Raw genomic sequence first — 20,318 nt, 5'->3', positions numbered from 1 at the left:
ATGTCTCAAGCCGCCCTGAATACCCGAGAGCGTGAGACGGCCGAGAACAATGGCCGTCGCAGTAACGGTGGCCAGCTGGCAGGGATCGTGTTTCTGTTGCTGGTAGTAGGAACGATTTTATGGAGTGCGTGGGCCGTTGTTGGCTGGATGCAGGATGCGAACCGATTGCCGTTGTCCCAGTTAGTGGTGACCGGAGAACGGCATTACACGACCAACGATGATATTCGTCAGGCGATTCTGTCCTTAGGGGCACCAGGAACGTTCATGACGCAGGATGTAAACGTCATTCAGCAGCAGATAGAGCGTTTACCCTGGATAAAACAGGTCAGCGTACGCAAGCAATGGCCGAATGAACTGAAGATACATCTGGTGGAGTATGTGCCGGTCGCACACTGGAATGATTTGCACATGGTTGATGCCGGGGGCAAATCTTTCAGCATACCCGCCGAGCGTATGGTCAAACAGAAAATGCCGTTGCTTTACGGTCCGGAAGGCAGCGAACAGGATGTTTTGCTGGGTTTTCAAACGATGAGTCAGGCGCTGGCCGCCGGCAAGTTCACGTTGAAAGCAGTGGCAATGAGTGCACGTCACTCGTGGCAGTTAACTCTGGATAATGACGTCCGGCTGGAATTGGGCAGAGATGACCGGATGGGGCGTTTACAACGTTTTATCGAACTCTACCCGCGATTCCAGCAACAGGCAGAAGCCGATAAGAAGCGCATCACTTATGTCGATTTACGTTATGACAGCGGTGCGTCAGTAGGTTGGGCGCCAGAGTTTATTGACCAGCAAAACAGTAATCAGCAACAGAATCAGGCACAGGCTAAACAACAATGATCAAGTCGACGGACAGAAAACTGGTAGTTGGGCTGGAGATCGGTACGGCAAAGGTCGCCGCATTGGTGGGGGAAGTTCTGCCCGATGGCATGGTCAATATTATCGGCGTGGGCAGTTGCCCATCCCGTGGCATGGACAAGGGTGGCGTGAATGATCTGGAATCGGTGGTGAAGTGCGTACAGCGCGCCATCGATCAGGCTGAACTGATGGCAGATTGCCAGATTTCCTCTGTTTACCTTGCTTTGTCTGGTAAACATATCAGTTGTCAGAATGAAATAGGGATGGTTCCTATTTCAGAAGAGGAAGTCACGCAGGAAGATGTAGAGAACGTTGTGCATACCGCGAAATCGGTCCGCGTACGTGACGAACATCGGGTACTGCATGTGATCCCTCAGGAATATGCCATTGATTATCAGGAAGGGATTAAAAACCCGGTCGGACTTTCCGGCGTGCGTATGCAAGCCAAGGTTCACCTGATTACCTGCCATAACGATATGGCGAAGAACATTGTGAAGGCGGTTGAACGCTGTGGCTTAAAAGTTGACCAGCTGATTTTTGCCGGTCTGGCGGCCAGTTATGCGGTTCTGACCGAAGATGAACGCGAATTAGGCGTCTGTGTTGTCGATATTGGTGGTGGAACCATGGATATCGCGGTTTATACCGGCGGCGCACTACGTCATACTAAGGTTATCCCTTATGCAGGGAATGTGGTCACCAGCGACATCGCTTATGCGTTTGGTACGCCACCGACTGATGCCGAAGCCATCAAAGTTCGCCACGGTTGTGCATTAGGGTCGATTGTCGGCAAAGACGAAAACGTCGAAGTGCCGAGCGTCGGTGGACGTCCACCACGCAGTCTGCAACGTCAGACACTGGCTGAAGTGATCGAGCCTCGTTACACAGAATTGCTGAATTTAGTGAACGACGAAATTTTGCAATTGCAGGAGCAGTTACGTCAGCAAGGCGTAAAACATCATCTGGCCGCCGGTATTGTTCTGACAGGCGGTGCAGCACAAATTGATGGTCTGGCAGCTTGTGCGCAGCGGGTATTCCATACCCAGGTGCGTATCGGGCAACCCCTGAACATCACCGGGCTGACAGATTATGCGCAGGAACCTTACTACTCAACGGCTGTAGGGCTGCTGCACTACGGGAAGGAGTCTCACCTGAGCGGTGAGGCCGAAGTGGAAAAACGCGCCTCAGTGGGCAACTGGTTCAAACGAATCAACAGCTGGCTGAGAAAAGAGTTTTAATGTTTTAACAACGGGATCATGCTGTTAAGGTTTTTGATCCCGACGCGACAGGCACAAAACGGAGAGAAACTATGTTTGAACCTATGGAACTGACCAATGACGCGGTGATTAAAGTCATCGGCGTCGGCGGTGGCGGTGGCAACGCTGTCGAACACATGGTGCGTGAGCGCATCGAAGGTGTTGAATTCTTTGCCGTTAACACAGACGCTCAGGCGTTGCGTAAAACGGCAGTAGGCCAGACGATTCAGATCGGTAGTGGTATTACCAAAGGTCTGGGTGCTGGTGCGAACCCGGAAGTGGGTCGCAATTCTGCTGAAGAAGACCGTGAAGCCCTGCGCGCTGCGCTTGAAGGTGCTGACATGGTCTTTATCGCAGCGGGCATGGGCGGCGGTACCGGGACCGGTGCAGCGCCAGTGGTTGCTGAAGTAGCTAAAGATTTAGGTATTCTGACCGTTGCTGTGGTGACTAAGCCTTTCAACTTTGAAGGCAAAAAGCGCATGGCATTCGCGGAGCAGGGTATCGCTGAACTGTCCAAACATGTGGACTCCCTGATCACCATCCCGAACGACAAGCTGTTAAAAGTTCTGGGTCGCGGTATCTCTCTGCTGGACGCCTTCGGTGCGGCCAACGACGTGCTGAAAGGTGCGGTGCAGGGTATCGCTGAACTGATCACCCGTCCGGGTCTGATGAACGTCGACTTCGCCGACGTGCGTACCGTGATGTCCGAAATGGGTTATGCCATGATGGGCTCCGGTGTGGCATGCGGTGAAGACCGTGCTGAAGAAGCCGCTGAAATGGCGATTTCCAGCCCGTTACTGGAAGACATCGATTTGTCCGGCGCGCGCGGCGTTCTGGTCAACATCACTGCGGGCTTCGACCTGCGTCTGGATGAATTCGAAACCGTGGGTAACACTATCCGTGCTTTCGCATCCGACAATGCGACCGTGGTGATCGGGACTTCCCTTGACCCAGAAATGAATGACGAATTGCGTGTTACCGTGGTGGCAACCGGCATCGGCATGGACAAACGTCCTGAGATCACACTGGTGACCAATAAGCCTGCCAGCCAGCCGGTTATGGACCATCGTTACCAGCAGCACGGGATGTCTCCGTTGCCGCAGGAAACGAAGCCAGCTGCCAAAGTGGTGAATGATCAAAGCGCGCAATCTAATAAAGAGCCCGACTATTTGGACATCCCGGCCTTCCTGCGTAAGCAGGCAGACTAGTCCGAATTGTAGGATCTCCGCTCTTTGTGCTAAACTGTCCCGCCGACCTTAAGGTATGCTTAGGTCGGTTGGATGGATAACATTGCGAGATAAATACGATGATCAAACAACGTACATTAAAACGTATCGTTCAGGCGACGGGCGTCGGTTTGCATACCGGCAAGAAAGTCACCCTGACTCTGCGTCCTGCACCGGCAAATACCGGGGTCATCTATCGTCGCACTGACTTGAATCCACCGGTTGATTTCCCGGCAGATGCAAAATCCGTGCGTGATACCATGCTCTGTACTTGCCTGGTTAATGAGCATGACGTACGCATTTCTACGGTAGAACACCTTAATGCGGCATTAGCGGGCCTGGGCATTGATAACATTGTTATCGAAGTCGATGCGCCTGAAGTGCCGATTATGGACGGTAGTGCTGCACCTTTCGTCTATCTGTTGATGGATGCAGGGATTGAAGAACTGAACAGCGCGAAGAAATTCCTGCGCATCAAAGACACTGTGCGTGTTGAAGACGGTGATAAATGGGCTGAGTTCAAACCTTTCAATGGTTTCTCTCTCGACTTCACTATCGACTTCAATCACCCGGCGATTGATTCCAGTTCACAGCGCTACAAAATGAACTTCTCCGCTGAAGCATTTGTTCGCCAAATTAGCCGCGCACGTACTTTTGGTTTCATGCGTGATATCGAGTACCTGCAGTCACGTGGTTTGTGCCTGGGTGGCAGCTTTGATTGCGCGATTGTTGTGGATGATTACCGCGTGCTTAACGAAGATGGTCTGCGTTTTGAAGATGAATTCGTTCGTCACAAAATGCTGGATGCTATCGGTGACCTGTTCATGTGTGGGCATAACATCATTGGTGCGTTTACCGCATTCAAGTCTGGCCACGCGTTGAACAACAAGTTATTGCAAGCGGTATTGGCTAAGCAGGAAGCCTGGGAATTAGTGACGTTCCAGGATGAGGCAGAAATGCCACTGGCTTTTAAAGCACCGTCTACAGTATTGGCGTAATCGGTACTGATATTACTTATTACGACTGGTTGGCTTGGCACTCTCTCCGGCCAATTCAGCCAGTCGTTCTAACGCTTTTCTGAGTTTCTCCGGGCTACGGCTCGCCAGTCCTCTTAATTCTTCCGCACTCTGCGCACTCAAGTGTCTCACCGGCATCGATTCAGACGCGATCGCTTTATTTTTAATCGCGATCTGCGAAGCATTTTCCATTTTCGCCATGAGCGAAGGATTAATCCTGATGTCGATTGATGACAATGATGGTAGAATTTGCGCTCGAAGTGCAGAGAGTAATGCGGGTTGTTCATAGCGTAATCGCATCATCCAGCTGGCATTAGCTATTTCAAGCACTAACACTCCCTGTCGATAATTACCGACGCGACACCATGGTTGCATGGGTGCCGGTAGCAGACCTTTCACTGCGCGGTTGAGTTTCAGTAACGCCGCAGCGCGCTGTTGAACAATACGCAGCGGGCTTTGTTCAGTCGAAGAGGCATCATCGAACAGGATATCTAATAATTGTGGGCGACTATCGCGCATGATGGGCTCCGGCGGATTGTAAACTTGTGATTGGCATTCTAAATCGTTGGCGACAATTTGGCAGAAGGTATTTTTGGCCGCATCTCCTGTTGGGGATGGTCGCGGCTAGCCTTGGCGTGTCAACGAACCTGTCGCAAACGGAACTGCCTGCGGTTTCCAATACGTCCTCAAGTCTAAACCGTCTTAACATCAGCAGTACAGGGCTGAGTAATCTTGCGTTACTCCAGGCGAACCGCCGCCCGTCTTTTGGTGTGGATTACTGGCAACAGCATGCATTACGCACGGTCATCCGTCATCTTTCTTTTGCTCTGGCCCCGCAGGTGGTTTACACCGTTGCGCAGCCGGAAGCCAAAATTCAGCAGGCCGAACCGCTGCATGTGCAGCAGCTTGCCCTGCTGGTTACCCTAAATGCCTTACTGACTCATGAGTCTAAACCACCGGTTATCATTCGTCAGACGCAACAACCTTTCCTCCCTCTTGCTTCATCGCATCAAACCGGCCTGTGGTTAGCACAGGTGCAAGGCATTCGTGCCGGCCCGGCCACTCTGATTTAACAGACTGTCACTTTAAACTCTATTTATAAATCAACAAATTATTGGCTGCATCTGGTGGCCTCCAAGAGATATTAAGCATTATGTTAATCAAATTATTGACCAAAGTTTTTGGTAGTCGTAACGACCGTACATTGCGCCGCATGCGTAAAGTGGTTGAACTGATCAACCGCATGGAACCTGACATTCAAAAGCTGACTGATGAGCAGCTGCAGGCGAAAACCAATGAATTCCGCGAGCGTCTGGCTAAAGGTGAAGTGCTTGAAAACCTGATCCCGGAAGCCTTTGCGGTGGTGCGTGAATCCAGTAAACGTGTGTTTGGCATGCGTCACTTCGACGTGCAGCTGCTGGGCGGTATGGTACTGAACGAACGTTGCATCGCAGAAATGCGTACCGGTGAAGGTAAAACGCTGACTGCAACCCTGCCTGCTTATCTGAACGCATTAAGCGGCAAGGGCGTTCACGTTGTGACCGTCAACGACTACCTCGCACAGCGTGATGCCGAAAACAACCGTCCGTTGTTTGAGTTCCTTGGTCTGAGCATCGGTATCAACTTGCCGGGCATGCCTTCTCCGGCTAAACGCGCTGCTTACGCTGCGGATATTACTTACGGCACAAACAACGAATACGGCTTTGACTACCTGCGTGACAACATGGCGTTCAGCCCTGAAGAACGCGTACAACGCAAACTTCACTACGCGCTGGTGGATGAGGTCGACTCCATCCTGATCGATGAAGCCCGTACCCCGCTGATCATCTCCGGCCCGGCCGAAGACAGCTCAGAAATGTACACCCGTGTAGACAAACTGATCCCTAAACTGATCCGTCAGGAAAAAGAAGATTCCGACACCTTCCAGGGTGAAGGCCACTTCTCTGTTGATGAGAAAGCGCGTCAGGTTCACCTGACAGAACGCGGTCTGGTATTGATTGAAGAATTGCTGGTGGAAGCAGGCATCATGGAAGAGGGCGAATCACTGTATTCCCCGACCAACATTATGCTGATGCACCACGTGACCGCCGCACTGCGCGCGCACGTTCTGTTTACCCGCGATGTTGATTACATCGTGAAAGACGGCGAAGTGATCATCGTCGACGAACACACCGGCCGTACCATGCAGGGGCGTCGCTGGTCCGATGGCCTGCATCAGGCGGTGGAAGCGAAAGAAGGCGTTGATATTCAAAACGAAAACCAGACGCTGGCTTCTATCACTTTCCAGAACTATTTCCGTCTGTACGAAAAACTGGCCGGTATGACCGGTACTGCGGACACTGAAGCATTCGAATTCAGTTCTATCTACAAGCTGGATACCATTGTTGTGCCAACTAACCGCCCTATGGTGCGTAAAGACATGGCCGACCTGGTGTACATGACTGAAATGGAAAAGATTGGCGCGATCATCGAAGATATCCGCCAGTGTACTGCCAAAGGCCAGCCGGTTCTGGTGGGTACGATTTCCATTGAAAAATCCGAAGTGGTGTCTAACGAACTGACCAAAGCGGGCATCGCACACAGCGTTCTGAACGCCAAGTTCCACGCCAAAGAAGCGGATATCGTTGCTCAGGCAGGTCAGCCAAGTGCTGTTACTATCGCCACCAACATGGCCGGTCGTGGTACCGATATCGTGCTGGGCGGCAGCTGGCAGGTTGAAGTGGAAAACATGGGCGAAGACGTCACTGACGAGCAAATCGCTGAAATCAAAGCCGCGTGGCAGATCCGCCACGACGCGGTTCTGGCTTCAGGTGGTCTGCACATCATTGGTACCGAGCGTCATGAATCCCGCCGTATCGATAACCAGTTGCGCGGCCGTGCGGGTCGTCAGGGTGATGCCGGTTCATCCCGCTTCTACCTGTCTATGGAAGATGCCCTGATGCGTATCTTCGCCTCAGACCGTGTTTCCAGCATGATGCGCAAACTGGGTATGAAACCGGGCGAAGCGATTGAGCACCCATGGGTGACCAAAGCGATTGCCAATGCGCAACGCAAAGTAGAAAGCCGTAACTTCGATATCCGTAAGCAATTACTGGAATACGATGATGTGGCAAGCGATCAGCGTCGTGCTATCTACAGCCAGCGTAACGAACTGCTGGACGTATCTGACGTGAGCGAAACCATTGCCAGCATCCGTGAAGATGTGTTCAAGGCAACCATCGACAGCTACATTCCGCCACAGTCTCTGGAAGAAATGTGGGATGTGCAGGGTCTGCAAGAGCGCCTGAAGAAAGACTTCGAACTCGACATGCCGATTGCTGAATGGCTGGATAAAGAACCTGAATTGCACGAAGAAACCCTGCGCGAACGCATCATGGAAATCGCGAAAGAATCTTACGCACGCAAAGAAGAAGTGGTCGGCGCTGAAATGATGCGTAACTTCGAGAAAGGCGTGATGCTGCAAACACTGGATTCCCTGTGGAAAGAGCATCTGGCGGCAATGGATTACCTGCGTCAGGGCATCCACTTACGCGGCTATGCGCAGAAAGATCCTAAGCAGGAATACAAGCGTGAATCCTTCGCGATGTTTGCTGCCATGCTGGAATCCCTGAAATACGAAGTGATCAGCGTGCTGAGCAAAGTTCAGGTGCGTATGCCTGAAGAAGTGGAAGCGATGGAAATTCAGCGTCGTGAAGAAGCTGAGCGTCTGGCTCGCCAGCAGCAGCTTAGCCATCAGGATCAGCTGGAAATCGAAGTGGCTGAAGCGGCGCGTCTTGCCTCATCTGGCGACCGCAAAGTCGGTCGTAATGATCTCTGCCCATGCGGTTCCGGTAAAAAATACAAACAATGCCATGGCAGCCTGCAAAAGTAAGATCTCGGGCTAAGTCATCGTGTTAATCTTGAAGGCGGCGTAATTGCCGCCTTTATTTTTGTCTTAAAAGTCCCCATAAGAACAGTCATTGAGTCAGCGGAAAGGTGGAAACTGTGACGCTTAAACAACTGAATATCGCCGCAGGCATTATCCGTAATGCCGGCAATGAAATCTTTATCACTCAGCGTGATGCTTCGTCACATATGGCGGGTTTCTGGGAATTTCCGGGCGGTAAGATTGAAGCGGGCGAAACGCCGGAGCAGGCAGTTATTCGTGAATTGCATGAAGAAGTCGGTATTGATGCGAAATCTCCTGTGCTGCTGAAAACACTGGAGCATCGCTTCCCGGATCGCATCATTACGCTCTATTTCTTTCTGGTGGAAGAGTGGCAGGGCGAGCCGTATGGTAAAGAAGGACAACCGAAGCGCTGGATTGCGCAGTCCGATTTGAAAGAGGAGGAATTTCCTCCTGCCAACGAAGCCATTGTGACTGCGCTCAAAAATAATCAGTACTGATGACGTCTGAAATATAAGAACATATTGAAAAGGGGCCAACGCCCCTTTTGCTTACCTCATACCTGCGTTAAATCTCTTCTTCGCTCCAGTCATCCAGATCGTTCACATCCCCTTTGCTTGGAATGCGTTTTTCTTCATCGGCCCATTCGCCGAGATCGATTAACTGGCAACGTTTGGAGCAGAAAGGGCGGAAAGGACTTTCTTCGCCCCACACCACGATTTTCTGACAGGTCGGGCAATTTACTTCAATGATTTCAGGGTCCATTTGCAACTCCTAGCAGCAGGCAAGTTCAAAATTCAGTCGCGCGGGAACCACGCCATGTTCGCTGTCGAGTGGTAAGAAGCGAATGGCATAACGGGTTTTATGCCCGGATACTTGCGGATAAAGTTGGTTTTCCATCGAGAGCTGCAATCGTAACAGATCTGCGCCTTCGGCGTTGTCCTGGAAAAAGCCATTCAGGCTGATTTGATTGCGGAATGCACCCGACTGGCGGATCAGACCTAACACCATGGTCAGTGAATTATGCAGCGGTGCCAGCGTTTCCAGCCAGTTTTGCACTTCACGATCCCGTTGTGCCTGTGCCAGATGCAGCCAGATATGCAGCGTCGGTAAATCGAAACTGCAACAACCGCCGGGAATACTCAGACGCTGGCGAACCAGTGCAATCAGACGATCCTCTTTCAGTGCCTGGCCAATTCGCGGCGCTTTCATCAGCACGGACGCGCATTGCTTGAGTTCAGCGCGCAGCCCGTCAATCCGGGATAAATCTACGCCGGGGACGTCCTTCCATTGCGATAATTTTTGCTGCTGACGTTCCAGCTCTTTCAGTAAGTCAGTGCGCACTTCACCGCGTTCCAGTACATCGAGTAAATCCGATACCGTGCGGAAAAACAGCAGGGCAGAAGCCACGGCAGTGATCTGCGCATTGGAATGCATCTGTTGTAACAAAAATTCGATGCGCAACCAGGTACGCATTTTCTCATTCAGTGGATGTTCAAAGAGAACGGTTGCAGCTACATCAGTCATGCTTGGCAATATCCTGTCTGTTTACTCACGCCGAAAGTTGTAAATAGCGGCGATGTAATAGGGCAACACGCGGTTCGATCGTTTCAGGAGCGCCGCTGTTATCAATAATGTCATCTGCACAGGCCAGACGCTTTTCACGGCTGACCTGTGCAGCAAGAATACTTTCAGCCTGCTGGCGGCTGATGCCGTCGCGCGACATCGTGCGAGCAAGCTGTGTTTGCGGGTCAACGTCGACAACCAGCACGCGATTGGCCTGCGCCTGTAATCCGTTTTCAACCAGCAGCGGCACCACCCAGAGCACATAGGGCGATTCAGCCTGCGCAATCAGCTTCTGCGTTCTGGCGTGAATAATGGGATGAAGCAATGCGTTAACCCACTCTTTCTCCACCGGGTACGTGAAAATACGTTCCCGTAACGCCGGACGGTTCAGCGAACCATCAGCGAGAAGAATACTTTCGCCAAATCGTGCAGTCAGAGCATCCAGAGCCGGTTCGCCGGGGGCGACAACCTGACGGGCAATGATATCAGCATCGACAATATTTACGCCGTGGCGGGCAAAGTTTTCGGCGACGGTACTTTTCCCGCTACCGATCCCCCCTGTCAATGCAACGATATAGCTCATACTGATGCTCAGAAAAAATTAGTTAGGTAAATGATAAAGAGATTATGAGTAAGTGCAAGCCGCTGTCGTCTTGGTTTTTCATGCGAAAATTATTCAGCTGCACAATCAAAAGTCTGTGATGTGAGTTGTAAAAGCCATCTTGCCGTTGTCATTTTCCTGTGTATGATAAAACCACTGGAAAGGGTGTCTAAAAATGTGTTGTACACCCTAGCGACCCGTCGCCAAACCAGGACAAACCCGTCATGCGCATTGAAGAAGATTTGAAGTTAGGTTTCAAAGACGTACTTATCCGCCCTAAACGTTCTACCCTCAAAAGCCGTTCCGAAGTTGAACTGGAGCGCACATTTACATTCAAACACTCTGGTATCAGCTGGTCGGGCACGCCAATTATTGCCGCGAACATGGACACCGTCGGAACATTCCGCATGGCGACCGTGCTGTCATCTTTTGGCCTCCTCACCGCCGTACATAAGCACTACACCGTAGAGCAATGGCAGGCTTTCGTCACCTCGTCGGATGAATCCGTCCTGCGCAATGTGATGGTGTCTACCGGTACGTCAGAAGCGGATTTCGTCAAAACACTGCAAATTCTTGCTCTCTCGCCGCTGCTGAAATTTGTTTGTCTGGATGTGGCTAACGGCTATTCCGAACATTTCGTGGAATTCCTGCAACGCGTACGCGAAGCCTGCCCGGATAAAGTTATTTGCGCAGGCAATGTTGTCACCGGTGAAATGGTGGAAGAGCTGATCCTTTCAGGCGCGGATATCGTAAAAGTCGGCATCGGTCCGGGTTCAGTGTGTACGACCCGTGTAAAAACCGGCGTGGGCTATCCGCAACTTTCCGCCGTTATCGAATGTGCTGATGCTGCACACGGTCTGGGCGGTCAGATTGTCAGTGATGGCGGTTGTGCCGTACCGGGTGACGTCGCGAAAGCCTTCGGTGGCGGTGCCGATTTCGTTATGCTTGGCGGTATGCTGGCCGCGCATGAAGAATGTGAAGGCACAGTTGTCGAAGAGAACGGCGAAAAATTCATGCTCTTCTATGGCATGAGTTCCGAATCGGCCATGAAACGCCACGTCGGCGGCGTTGCAGAATACCGTGCAGCAGAAGGTAAAACGGTCAAACTGCCTCTGCGTGGTCCGGTTGAAAACACCGTGCGTGACATTCTGGGTGGATTGCGTTCTGCCTGTACTTACGTCGGTGCTGAGCGTTTGAAAGAACTGACCAAACGCACAACCTTTATCCGCGTAGCAGAGCAGGAAAACCGCCTGTTCGGCAGCAAGTAAGCGATCCTCATCATGGCGGCGGAACTTGTTTTCGCCGCTTTGTCACCCGTTGATTTTGCACTGATTTTATCCCATCACCGATCCCAGCTGGAATATCGGCAAATACATGGCAATCACCAGCCCGCCAACAATAATCCCCATCACCGCCATCAACACCGGCTCAATCGTTTGTGCCAGGGTATCCGCCAGTGAGTTGGCTTTGTCGTGATGTAATTGCGCCAGCTTCAGTAACAGCTCGTCCAGAGAACCGGACTCCTCGCCGATCTTTATTAACTGATGGCAAAGTGTCGGGAACAGCGGCGACTGAATAAAGGCACTGTGTAAAGGCGTGCCCTGCATGATTTTCTCGCGTATCTCGCTGAGAGCCGCCTGAAAATGCAGATTAGACATCGACGCAGAGGCTGCCGCCAGTCCGGTAATTAAGGTCATTCCGGCATGTTGCGTCATTGCCAGCGTTTGAAATATCTGGCTGAGGCAACTGTCTGTTACCAGTCGTGACGTCAGAGGTAACCTGAGCAGTAACATTTGCTCCCGCCACTTCCAGCGCGTATGCGGATGCAGTTTTTGCCGATAGGCAATACAAGCTGCCAGCAGCAGGCCCGTGAGCCACGGACCGGTGCGTATCAACGCATCAGAGGCACTGACCAGCATGCGTGTAAACCACGGCAGTTGGGCATCAAAAGAGGCATAGATTTTGGCAAATTCCGGCAGCACCAACGTCAGCATCAGCAGGGTTACAACCGTTGCGATAACGCAGACGATCAGCGGATAGCGCAGCGCTTTTTTCACTTTGCTTCTTAATTCAGCCTGTTGTTCCTGCTGAGCGGCAAGTTGCAGACAGCATTTATCCAGTTGCCCTGTCAGTTCGCCGACAGAAATTATCTGCCGGTAAATATCAGGAAATACATCCGGATAAATCCCCAGCATGGCTGACAGGGGCTTTCCTTCCCGTACGCCTTTGGCAATATTCCCCATGACGCATTGCCAGGCCGGTTTGCTATGCTCATTTGCCAGCAGTGTCAGGCTGTTGACCAGAGGCAAACCCGCCTGAAGCAAAGTCGCAAGCTGCCGGACAAACGCAACGCGCTCCGGATTTTTCCAGAATCCTCTGCCAAGCCGCTGCCTCATGCGGATGTTTAGCGGCTGTAACCCAGCAGCAAAAAGTTGCTGGTAAATGTCGTCTTTGCCCGACTCAATGTTGTGGCCCTGCTGAATATTTCCCTGAGCGTCGATGGCCTGCCAGTGATATAACCGCCACGTTTGAGAAACATCAGCAGTGCTGTTCATGCGCCGGAACCTTCGCCGGTCACGCGATAAAGTTCCTCAAGAGAGGTGATCCCTTGTTCGACCAGTAACATACCGGCTTCCTGCAAGGTCTTCTGTCCCTGTTCGCGGGCGATTTTACTCAGTTCATCCGCACTCGCTTCGGCGACCAATGCCTGTTGCAGTCTGGGGGTGATATTCAGTACTTCATAAATGCCAGTCCGTCCGTAATAGCCTGAAAAGCATTGATGGCATCCGGCAGGCAGCCACAGCTGGACAGGGCCGCTCCGGCCATCCGGCCCTTTCTCCACCAACGAAATATGCGGTTTACGGCAATGCGGGCACAGTTTTCGCACCAGCCGTTGTGCAATCACCAGACGTAAGCTGGCCGCAATATGGAAACCTTCAATCCCCATCTGGCGCAGGCGGGTTAATGTCTCGCAGGTGGAATTGGTATGGAGCGTAGAAAGCACCAGATGCCCGGTCTGAGCCGCCTTGACGGCGATCTCGGCCGTTTCTTTATCGCGGATCTCACCCACCATGATCACATCAGGATCCTGACGCAGCAACGCGCGCAGGACGCTGGCGAAGCTGAGATCCGTTTTGCTGTTGATCTGGGTCTGGTTGATGCCACTTACCGGGATCTCGACCGGATCTTCTACGCTGCAAATATTGTGGGTCATCGCGTTCAGATGACGCAGCCCGCTGTAGAGGGTCACCGTTTTTCCGCTGCCTGTCGGGCCGGTTACCAGAATCAGTCCCTGCGGATTTTTGAGCGCGGCTTTGAAATAATCCAGATCGCGGGGCGTGAAACCCAGTTGCGGCATTGAGAGATCTTGCTGTGTCATATGCAGGATCCGCAGCACGATCTTTTCACCATGCAAGGTGGGCAGCGAGGAGATCCGCATCGAATAGCGTTTATTTTGCAGCATGACTGAAAGCTGGCCGTCCTGGGGTAAACGGCGTTCGGCGACGTTCAGTTGCCCCATGATCTTCAGCCGGGCACATACGCCCGCCGCCAGAGAAAATTCGGGGCCGGGAATTTCCTGCAACACACCGTCAATACGTACACGCACCCTGAAGCTGTGCTCATAGGGTTCAAAGTGGATATCCGATGCCCGGCGGGTAATGGCCTGCCTGAGTATCTGATTAAGCACATTGATCACCGGCGCATCACTTTCATCGTTCAGCTCATTGTGTTCATCTCTTGCGCTGGACGGGCGGTTTTCCTCTTCAGTCGCTGCTTTTCCGGCTGCTGCGCTTTCCGGTTGCATGACCTGTTCCAGACGAGCCTGAGGCCAGCGTTCCAGTTGCACTTTTAAGCCGCTGGCAAAGCGCAGTACGTTGCTCAATGTTTCGGTATCCGGCTCTGCTTCATGGCAGGCCACATGAATCATCTGATGGTCACGATGCAATATCACCGCTTTATAACGCTGGCAAAGTGCATCCAGCGAGGCTTCGCTTTGCTGGCGATCGTTGTCGACCGGCGAAACCGGGCGCAGAGGCATATCACTCATTTTGATGCTCCTGTGGTATCAAAGCGGAATACGCTTTCGCAGGCTTCAACCATTGTGGCGCTGCTGGCATGGGAACAGGTTCTGCTCCAGACAATGCCGCCTGCCTGATTATCCAGAACCGGCGTCATCACTACGCTTAGGCCATTCAGTGCCTGCTGACCGGTGAGTGAGATGATCCCTGTGCTGACCTGTATCTGACTGACGTAGCGGCTGGTTGTCGCTGCAGGAATGCCCTGAGAGCCTGCATTGCAACCGGTCAGGGTGCCGGAGTCGATCACACACAATTCAACGCCCGTTTTGTAGGGCACCATGGTTTGCAGCATGTCGGTCAGGGCGGCTTTCTGGATATAGCTTTGATAAGCCGGTATGCCGATGGCGCTGAGGATCGCAATAATCGCGATCACCACCATCAGTTCAATGAGGGTAAATCCTTGTTGCCGGTACATGGCGTTCTCCGTTTTGTAAGACTGCGTTGTTGTTTCTCAGGCAGCAAACTAAACGCAGATAAAACCGGCTTCCAGCACCATCGTCGGTTTTTCCACGATGTCTTCCAGCAAAAAAATGGTGATAAGTCAACGCGACAACTGTTTTGCGTGATGTCTCGCAACAATGAAGATGAGATGAAAAATACGGTGGCGGTCAGAAAGGGAGAGTGCGAAGGTAAGTCTGCAAGATGAAATATCCCGAAGCAGTCGTGTTGCCCCCGGAAAGGAATTCAGGGGCAACAGCGAAGAGCAGGATCAGCTAAAACGCATAGAGAGATCCATGGCACGGACATGCTTGGTCAGCGCACCGACCGAAATATAGTCCACGCCGGTTTCCGCGAATTCACGCAGCGTTTTTTCAGTCACGTTGCCTGACACTTCCAGTAGCGCGCGGCCAGCTGTCAGGGCCACGCCTTCACGCATCATTGGCACGGTGAAGTTATCCAGCATGATAATGTCCGCGCCTGCATCCAGTGCCTGTTGCAGTTCATCGATGGATTCAACTTCCACTTCTACAGGCACTTCAGCATGGATCCACAGTGCGCGTTCCACGGCGGCCTTGATCGAGCCACAGGCGATGATGTGATTTTCTTTGATCAGAAACGCATCGGCCAGACCCAGACGGTGATTGCTGCCGCCACCGCATAACACGGCGTATTTCAGCGCAGTGCGCAGGCCCGGCAGGGTTTTACGCGTATCCAGTAACTGGGTTTTTGTGCCTTCGAGGATCGCCACATAGTGATTCACTTCCGTGGCGACGCCAGAGAGGGTCTGCACGAAATTCAGCGCGGTACGCTCGCCAGTCAGCAGCATGCGTGCAGAGCCTGAAAGTTCACATAAGGTCTGGTTTTCAGAAACGCGATCGCCGTCTTTGACATGCCATTTGACGGTGATTTTATCGCCCGCCAGTTGGGTGAACACCTCGTCCAGCCATTGCTGTCCGCAGAAAATACCGGCTTCGCGGGTAATGATTGTGGCGTTGGCGTTTTTATCTTGTGGCAACAATTGTGCGGTTAAGTCGTTGTTGGCATTGGCTTCACCCCCAAGGTCTTCACCCAGCGCATGGGTCACAAGAGAAGGAATATCATTCTGGATACGTTCGAGTAACTGTGCGCGGCGACTTTCAGGGCTGTAGCTGCGGGTAGACATACAAATACTCCGAAATGGCGGATAAGAAGGACAAAAAAACATGCTACCCTGTTGCTGTGATAAGTACCACCCGAGCACATCATTGAGGTCTTTGATGCACTTAAAACAAGGCTGGATCACCGAAGCCCGGCAAGTTGTTTCCCCTCATTTTGATCTCCGCCCTGAAGATGAAACGCCTTCATTGCTGGTGATCCATAACATCAGTTTACCGCCCGGTAAATTCGGCGGTCCTTATATTGATCAACTGTTTACCGGCACGCTCAATCCGCAGGATGACCCGTATTTTGAAGGGATCAGTCATTTGCGGGTGGCTGCGCATTGTCTGATTCGCCGCGATGGTGAGATTGTGCAATATGTCCCTTTCGATAAACGGGCATGGCATGCCGGAGTATCCAACTGGCAGGGGCGTGAGCGTTGCAATGATTTCTCGATTGGTATTGAGCTGGAAGGTACGGATGACGAGCCTTTCACGCCGGCGCAATATCGGAGTCTGGCGGCGGTTACTGAGTTGTTAATTAAGCACTATCCCATTAGTCTGGATGCCATTACCGGACACAGTGATATCGCGCCAGGGCGTAAAACCGATCCCGGCCCTGAATTTGACTGGGCATTTTATCGCAAGCTGTTAACGTTGCCGGTAGGGCAAAATAATCCTTCTGACCAGTGAATTAACCTGTTCTCCGGTTTCTGTTTTAAGCGTGTGATGTGTTGAGAGAGAGTGACAATCGATGACGTTATTTACTTTACTCCTGGTGCTGGCTTGGGAACGGTTGTTCAAACTGGGTGAACACTGGCAGCTGGATCATCGGTTTGAGGTGATTTTCCGCCGTGGCCGTCAGACTTCGATGGTGAAAACACTGGCCATTATCGTTGTCTGGATGGCGATTATCTGGGGGGTATTGCGCGTTGTACAAGGTTTGTTCTTTGGCGTACCCAGCCTGATTTTATGGGTGATTTTATGCCTGTTGTGCATCGGTGCCGGGATTAAACGTAAGCATTACCGCGCTTACCTGAAGTCTGCCCGTCAGGGCGATGCCGATGCCTGTCAGGAAATGGCAGAGGAACTGGCCTTGATCCACGGCCTGCCGACCGATTGCAGCGATGAAGCGCGTCTGCGGGAACTGCAAAATGCCCTGCTGTGGATTAACTTCCGTTATTACCTCGGGCCGTTGTTCTGGTTCGTGGTATGCGGGCCTTACGGGCCTGTTGCACTCGGCGGATATGCGGCGTTGCGTGGTTATCAGACCTGGCTGGCGCGGCATATGACGCCGCTGAAACGCTCACAGTCCGGTGTTGATGCCTTGCTGCATATTCTCGACTGGATCCCGGTGCGTCTGGCGGGTGTCGCTTATGCTCTTCTCGGACATGGTGAGAAAGCTTTGCCAGCCTGGTTTGCCTCGCTGGGGGATATCCACTCTTCGCAATATCAGGTGTTAACGCGGCTGGCGCAATTCTCTCTGGCGCGTGATCCGCATACGGATCCGGTACAGACGCCTCGTGCGGCCGTCGGGCTGGCACGTAAAGTGACGATGATTATTCTGGTGGTTGTGGCGCTGCTGACGATTTACGGCACCCTGATTTAATCTGTGTTTCTGCTCAGATATCGCAATAAAAAAGCCCGGTACATTTCTGTGTCCGGGCTTTTTGCTTTCCGTCAGTGCTGTTTTTGCAAGGTCAGCGGACGGTTATCAGCAGCGGGTTCTCCGAAATCGGGCATCCCGTTTTCATCCCAGCGGAAGGTCTTGATACGTGTGTGCCGGTTCGGGTCATACAACGGGTCGCCCTCAATTTCCGTGTAATTTCGGGCATGATAAACCAGCACGTCTTCGCCCTGTTCATTATGGGTAAAGCTGTTATGTCCCGGTCCGAACTGCCGGTTTTGCGTCTGAGTGGTGAAGACCGGTTTTTGGGATTTGTGCCAGCTCGCAGGATCCAGCAGGTTGCTGTTGATGTCTGCACTGAGCAGGCCGATGCAGTAATTTTCATCGGTGGCGCTGGCGGAATAGGTAATGAAAATCTTATCGCCGTGTGTAATTACCGCAGGGCCTTCGTTGACCCAGAAACCGATGATCTCCCAGTCCAGTTCAGGTTTGCTGAGCATGACGGGCGGTGATTTGAGCGTCCACGGGTTTTCCATTTCGGCCAGATACAGGTTCGAGTTTCCGCGAATTTTCGGGTCTTTCTGCGCCCACAAATAGTAGCTTTTGCCCTGATGCGCAAAGTGCGTGGCATCCAGAGAAAAACTGTCGATCGGGGTCTGGATCCGGCCTTTCTCCTGCCATTTGCCGCTCAGCGGATCGGTATCTTCACACACCAGCGCATACATTCTGTGCTGGAATAACCCGTCGACAATCTCCTGCGACGGGGCGGCTGCGTAATAGATAACCCATTGCCCGTCGATAAAATGCAGCTCCGGTGCCCAGATCAGTGCGCTCATCGGGCCGGTATCCGGTTTGTGCCAGACGACGGTCGCTGGCGCTTCAGCAAGCCCGGTCAGCGTCGGTGAACGGCGGATCTCCAGCCGGTCATATTCCGGCACCGACGCGATAAAGTAATAGTGCCCGTCGCTGTGCAGCCAGATATGCGGATCTGCGCGCTGCTCAATCAGCGGGTTTGGATAATTACTCATGTTTCAGCTCCTTGCTGGTCAGTGGGACGCTCAGTGTGTCCGCGTCCACGGCATTTTTCGCATCGTGATATTCATTCAGCTCGCGGTAATTACGGCGGCGGATTTCCAGATCGGCCTGAATGGTGCGCATGGTTTCGCGATCCACTTTCAGTAAACGTACAACACCGGCAGTAATCAGATAACCCACGCCCGGAATGATGGTGAACAGCAGCATAATCCCGTTGATGGCATGATCGCTCTGCTGCGCTGCACCGGCGTTGTAACCGTAAGCGGAAAGCAGGAAGCCGACCATCGCGCCCGCGACCGCCAGCCCGCATTTCAGGAAGAACAGGTTGCCGGAGAAGCTGATGCCGGTCACGCGTTTACCGGTTTTCCATTCGCCGTAATCGTCAACGTCAGCCATCAGTGACCAGTGCAGCGGGGAAGGGAGCTGGTGCATGATGTTGAGGATGAAGTACGCCACCAGAATAAGGGTTGTGGCATGCGGGTCGAGGAAATAGAAGCCACAGGAGAAAATGGTCAGGATGATGTTGGCCCAGAAGAACACTTTCAGTTTGCAGTATTTATCGGTGAGCGGTTTTGCCAGCGCGCTGCCGATCATCATGCCGACCACGCCGAGGCTGATAAACATACTGGCGAAGGAGGTGGATTTTTCCATCACCCACGTCACGTAATACATGGTAGCCGCCATGCGGATAAAACCGGGGCAGACGTTGCAGAATGTCAGCAGCAGGATGCGTACCCACTGGTCGTTTTTCCACACGTCTTTCAGGTCGGATTTTAATGCGTGTTTTGACGGCACCGCAGGCTGAATGCGCTCTTTCACTGAGCTGAAACAGAACAGGAACATAAACAGCGCGATGATCGCCATCACGCCCATCGACATCTGATAGCCCTTGGCTTTATCCGCGCCACCGAAGAAGTCGGCCATTGGCAGCAGGGTGGAAGAGAGGATCAGCGTCGCGATACCCACCATAAAGAAGCGGTAAGACTGACAGGCGACACGTTCGTGCGGATCGGCAGTAATCACGCCACCGAGCGAGCAGTAAGGGATGTTGATGGCCGTGTAAGTCAGGGACATCAGGAAGTACGTCACAAACGCATAGATAACTTTGCTGTTGTAGCTCCATTCCGGCGTGGTGAACATCAGCACGCTGAACAGAACATACGGCACCGAAACCCATAACAAATACGGTCGGAAACGCCCCCAGCGGGTGGTGGTGCGGTCGGCAATGGCGCCCATAATCGGGTCGGTGACCGCATCGATAACACGCACGGAGAGCAGCAATACACCGACCAGCGCCGGGGCTAAACCGAAAACGTCTGTATAAAAATAATTAAGAAACAGCATGATGGCGCCGCCAATCATATTGCAGCCCGCATCCCCCATTCCGTACGCTACTTTCTCTTTGAACGACAGCGCGCCTTCCTTCATGGATGTTCTCTCCGGCTATTGGGTAAAAAGGATTTTGTTAAAAAACTGTTTGTTAGCCCAGAGTATTGGCCGGAGAAGGGAATAAGAGTCAGGAGGTAAGAGTCATGAAGATGGACGATTTGGTCATCTCAGAAAAAGTGTGACCTGTATAACAAGACGCCCCGGCAAA

Annotated in this window: 20 protein-coding genes; 10 read left to right on the top strand and 10 right to left on the bottom strand. The window is 52.5% G+C overall.

Annotated features, from left to right (window positions below; all coding sequences use genetic code 11):
- From ftsQ to lpxC, 4 genes are all read left to right on the top strand, one after another.
- Positions 1-837 (top strand): cell division protein FtsQ, encoded by an 837-nt coding sequence (gene ftsQ / locus J9880_RS04155; protein WP_232770125.1) that lies wholly within the window; start codon positions 1-3, stop codon positions 835-837.
- Positions 834-2,090: a cell division protein FtsA gene (gene ftsA, locus J9880_RS04150; RefSeq protein WP_009634688.1), complete on the top strand. Its 1,257-nt coding sequence runs from the start codon at positions 834-836 to the stop codon at positions 2,088-2,090. The genes ftsQ and ftsA overlap by 4 nt, the downstream gene beginning before the upstream one ends.
- 71 nt (positions 2,091-2,161) lie before the next feature.
- Positions 2,162-3,316, top strand: a complete 1,155-nt coding sequence (ftsZ, locus tag J9880_RS04145) for a cell division protein FtsZ (RefSeq protein ID WP_013577005.1) — start codon at positions 2,162-2,164, stop codon at positions 3,314-3,316.
- A 98-nt stretch (positions 3,317-3,414) separates the two neighbouring features.
- Positions 3,415-4,332 carry a UDP-3-O-acyl-N-acetylglucosamine deacetylase gene (lpxC, locus tag J9880_RS04140; protein ID WP_095924653.1) on the top strand — a complete coding sequence of 306 codons (918 nt, stop codon included), beginning with the start codon at positions 3,415-3,417 and terminating at the stop codon, positions 4,330-4,332.
- A gap of 12 nt (positions 4,333-4,344) precedes the next feature.
- On the opposite strand, the gene J9880_RS04135 is transcribed toward lpxC, so the two are convergent.
- Positions 4,345-4,869, bottom strand: a complete 525-nt coding sequence (locus J9880_RS04135) for a DUF721 domain-containing protein (protein ID WP_095924654.1) — start codon at positions 4,867-4,869, stop codon at positions 4,345-4,347.
- A gap of 26 nt (positions 4,870-4,895) precedes the next feature.
- Here J9880_RS04135 and secM point away from each other — a divergent pair, with 26 nt between their 5' ends.
- The 3 genes from secM (at position 4,896) to mutT (ending at position 8,736) form a co-directional block, all read left to right on the top strand.
- The gene (gene secM / locus J9880_RS04130; RefSeq protein WP_131694286.1) at positions 4,896-5,423 is read left to right on the top strand and encodes a secA translation cis-regulator SecM; all 528 of its coding nucleotides are present in this window, start codon (positions 4,896-4,898) and stop codon (positions 5,421-5,423) included.
- Positions 5,424-5,503: 80 nt separating this feature from the next.
- Positions 5,504-8,221: a preprotein translocase subunit SecA gene (gene secA / locus J9880_RS04125; protein ID WP_095924656.1), complete on the top strand. Its 2,718-nt coding sequence runs from the start codon at positions 5,504-5,506 to the stop codon at positions 8,219-8,221.
- Between the two features lie 113 nt (positions 8,222-8,334).
- On the top strand, positions 8,335-8,736 hold the full coding sequence (gene mutT, locus J9880_RS04120; RefSeq protein WP_232770124.1) for an 8-oxo-dGTP diphosphatase MutT: 402 nt from the start codon (positions 8,335-8,337) through the stop codon (positions 8,734-8,736).
- 67 nt (positions 8,737-8,803) lie between these two features.
- Here the strand turns inward: mutT and yacG are convergent, their stop codons facing one another.
- The 3 genes from yacG to coaE are packed head-to-tail and all read right to left on the bottom strand — an operon-like array spanning position 8,804 to position 10,385.
- Entirely contained in the window at positions 8,804-9,001 is a 198-nt protein-coding gene (yacG, locus tag J9880_RS04115; protein WP_095924658.1) for a DNA gyrase inhibitor YacG, read from the bottom strand.
- 9 nt (positions 9,002-9,010) lie between these two features.
- Positions 9,011-9,763, bottom strand: coding sequence for a cell division protein ZapD (gene zapD / locus J9880_RS04110; RefSeq protein ID WP_095924659.1), 753 nt, complete (start codon positions 9,761-9,763; stop codon positions 9,011-9,013).
- 25 nt (positions 9,764-9,788) lie between these two features.
- Complete coding sequence (gene coaE / locus J9880_RS04105) at positions 9,789-10,385, bottom strand: dephospho-CoA kinase (protein ID WP_232770123.1); 597 nt, start codon at positions 10,383-10,385, stop codon at positions 9,789-9,791.
- A 242-nt stretch (positions 10,386-10,627) separates the two neighbouring features.
- On the opposite strand from coaE, the gene J9880_RS04100 reads away from it, so the two are divergent.
- On the top strand, positions 10,628-11,671 hold the full coding sequence (locus J9880_RS04100; protein WP_095924661.1) for a GMP reductase: 1,044 nt from the start codon (positions 10,628-10,630) through the stop codon (positions 11,669-11,671).
- Between the two features lie 66 nt (positions 11,672-11,737).
- Here the strand turns inward: J9880_RS04100 and hofC are convergent, their stop codons facing one another.
- From hofC to nadC, 4 genes are all read right to left on the bottom strand, one after another.
- Entirely contained in the window at positions 11,738-12,958 is a 1,221-nt protein-coding gene (hofC, locus tag J9880_RS04095) for a protein transport protein HofC (protein ID WP_232770122.1), read from the bottom strand.
- A complete protein-coding gene (gene gspE, locus J9880_RS04090; RefSeq protein WP_232770121.1) occupies positions 12,955-14,451 on the bottom strand; it encodes a type II secretion system protein GspE in 1,497 nt (498 codons plus the stop codon). The genes hofC and gspE overlap by 4 nt, the downstream gene beginning before the upstream one ends.
- Positions 14,448-14,897 carry a prepilin peptidase-dependent pilin gene (gene ppdD, locus J9880_RS04085; protein ID WP_232770120.1) on the bottom strand — a complete coding sequence of 150 codons (450 nt, stop codon included), beginning with the start codon at positions 14,895-14,897 and terminating at the stop codon, positions 14,448-14,450. Before ppdD ends, gspE begins: the two co-directional genes overlap by 4 nt.
- A gap of 294 nt (positions 14,898-15,191) precedes the next feature.
- Positions 15,192-16,085, bottom strand: a complete 894-nt coding sequence (nadC, locus tag J9880_RS04080; protein ID WP_131694279.1) for a carboxylating nicotinate-nucleotide diphosphorylase — start codon at positions 16,083-16,085, stop codon at positions 15,192-15,194.
- A 94-nt stretch (positions 16,086-16,179) separates the two neighbouring features.
- Here nadC and ampD point away from each other — a divergent pair, with 94 nt between their 5' ends.
- Complete coding sequence (gene ampD / locus J9880_RS04075) at positions 16,180-16,752, top strand: 1,6-anhydro-N-acetylmuramyl-L-alanine amidase AmpD (RefSeq protein WP_232770119.1); 573 nt, start codon at positions 16,180-16,182, stop codon at positions 16,750-16,752.
- A 61-nt stretch (positions 16,753-16,813) separates the two neighbouring features.
- Positions 16,814-17,668, top strand: coding sequence for a beta-lactamase regulator AmpE (gene ampE / locus J9880_RS04070; RefSeq protein ID WP_232770118.1), 855 nt, complete (start codon positions 16,814-16,816; stop codon positions 17,666-17,668).
- A 71-nt stretch (positions 17,669-17,739) separates the two neighbouring features.
- Here ampE and J9880_RS04065 read toward each other — a convergent pair whose 3' ends face one another.
- A complete protein-coding gene (locus J9880_RS04065) occupies positions 17,740-18,714 on the bottom strand; it encodes a glycoside hydrolase family 43 protein (RefSeq protein WP_232770117.1) in 975 nt (324 codons plus the stop codon).
- Positions 18,707-20,149, bottom strand: coding sequence for a glycoside-pentoside-hexuronide (GPH):cation symporter (locus J9880_RS04060; protein WP_015698650.1), 1,443 nt, complete (start codon positions 20,147-20,149; stop codon positions 18,707-18,709). Before J9880_RS04060 ends, J9880_RS04065 begins: the two co-directional genes overlap by 8 nt.
- Positions 20,150-20,318: the final 169 nt, after the last annotated feature.

The sequence above is a fragment of the Rahnella victoriana genome, from assembly GCF_021276285.1.
Taxonomy (GTDB): domain Bacteria; phylum Pseudomonadota; class Gammaproteobacteria; order Enterobacterales; family Enterobacteriaceae; genus Rahnella; species Rahnella victoriana.
Note: the sequence above shows the minus strand (reverse complement) of the source record. Positions and strands in the feature narration are given on the sequence as shown.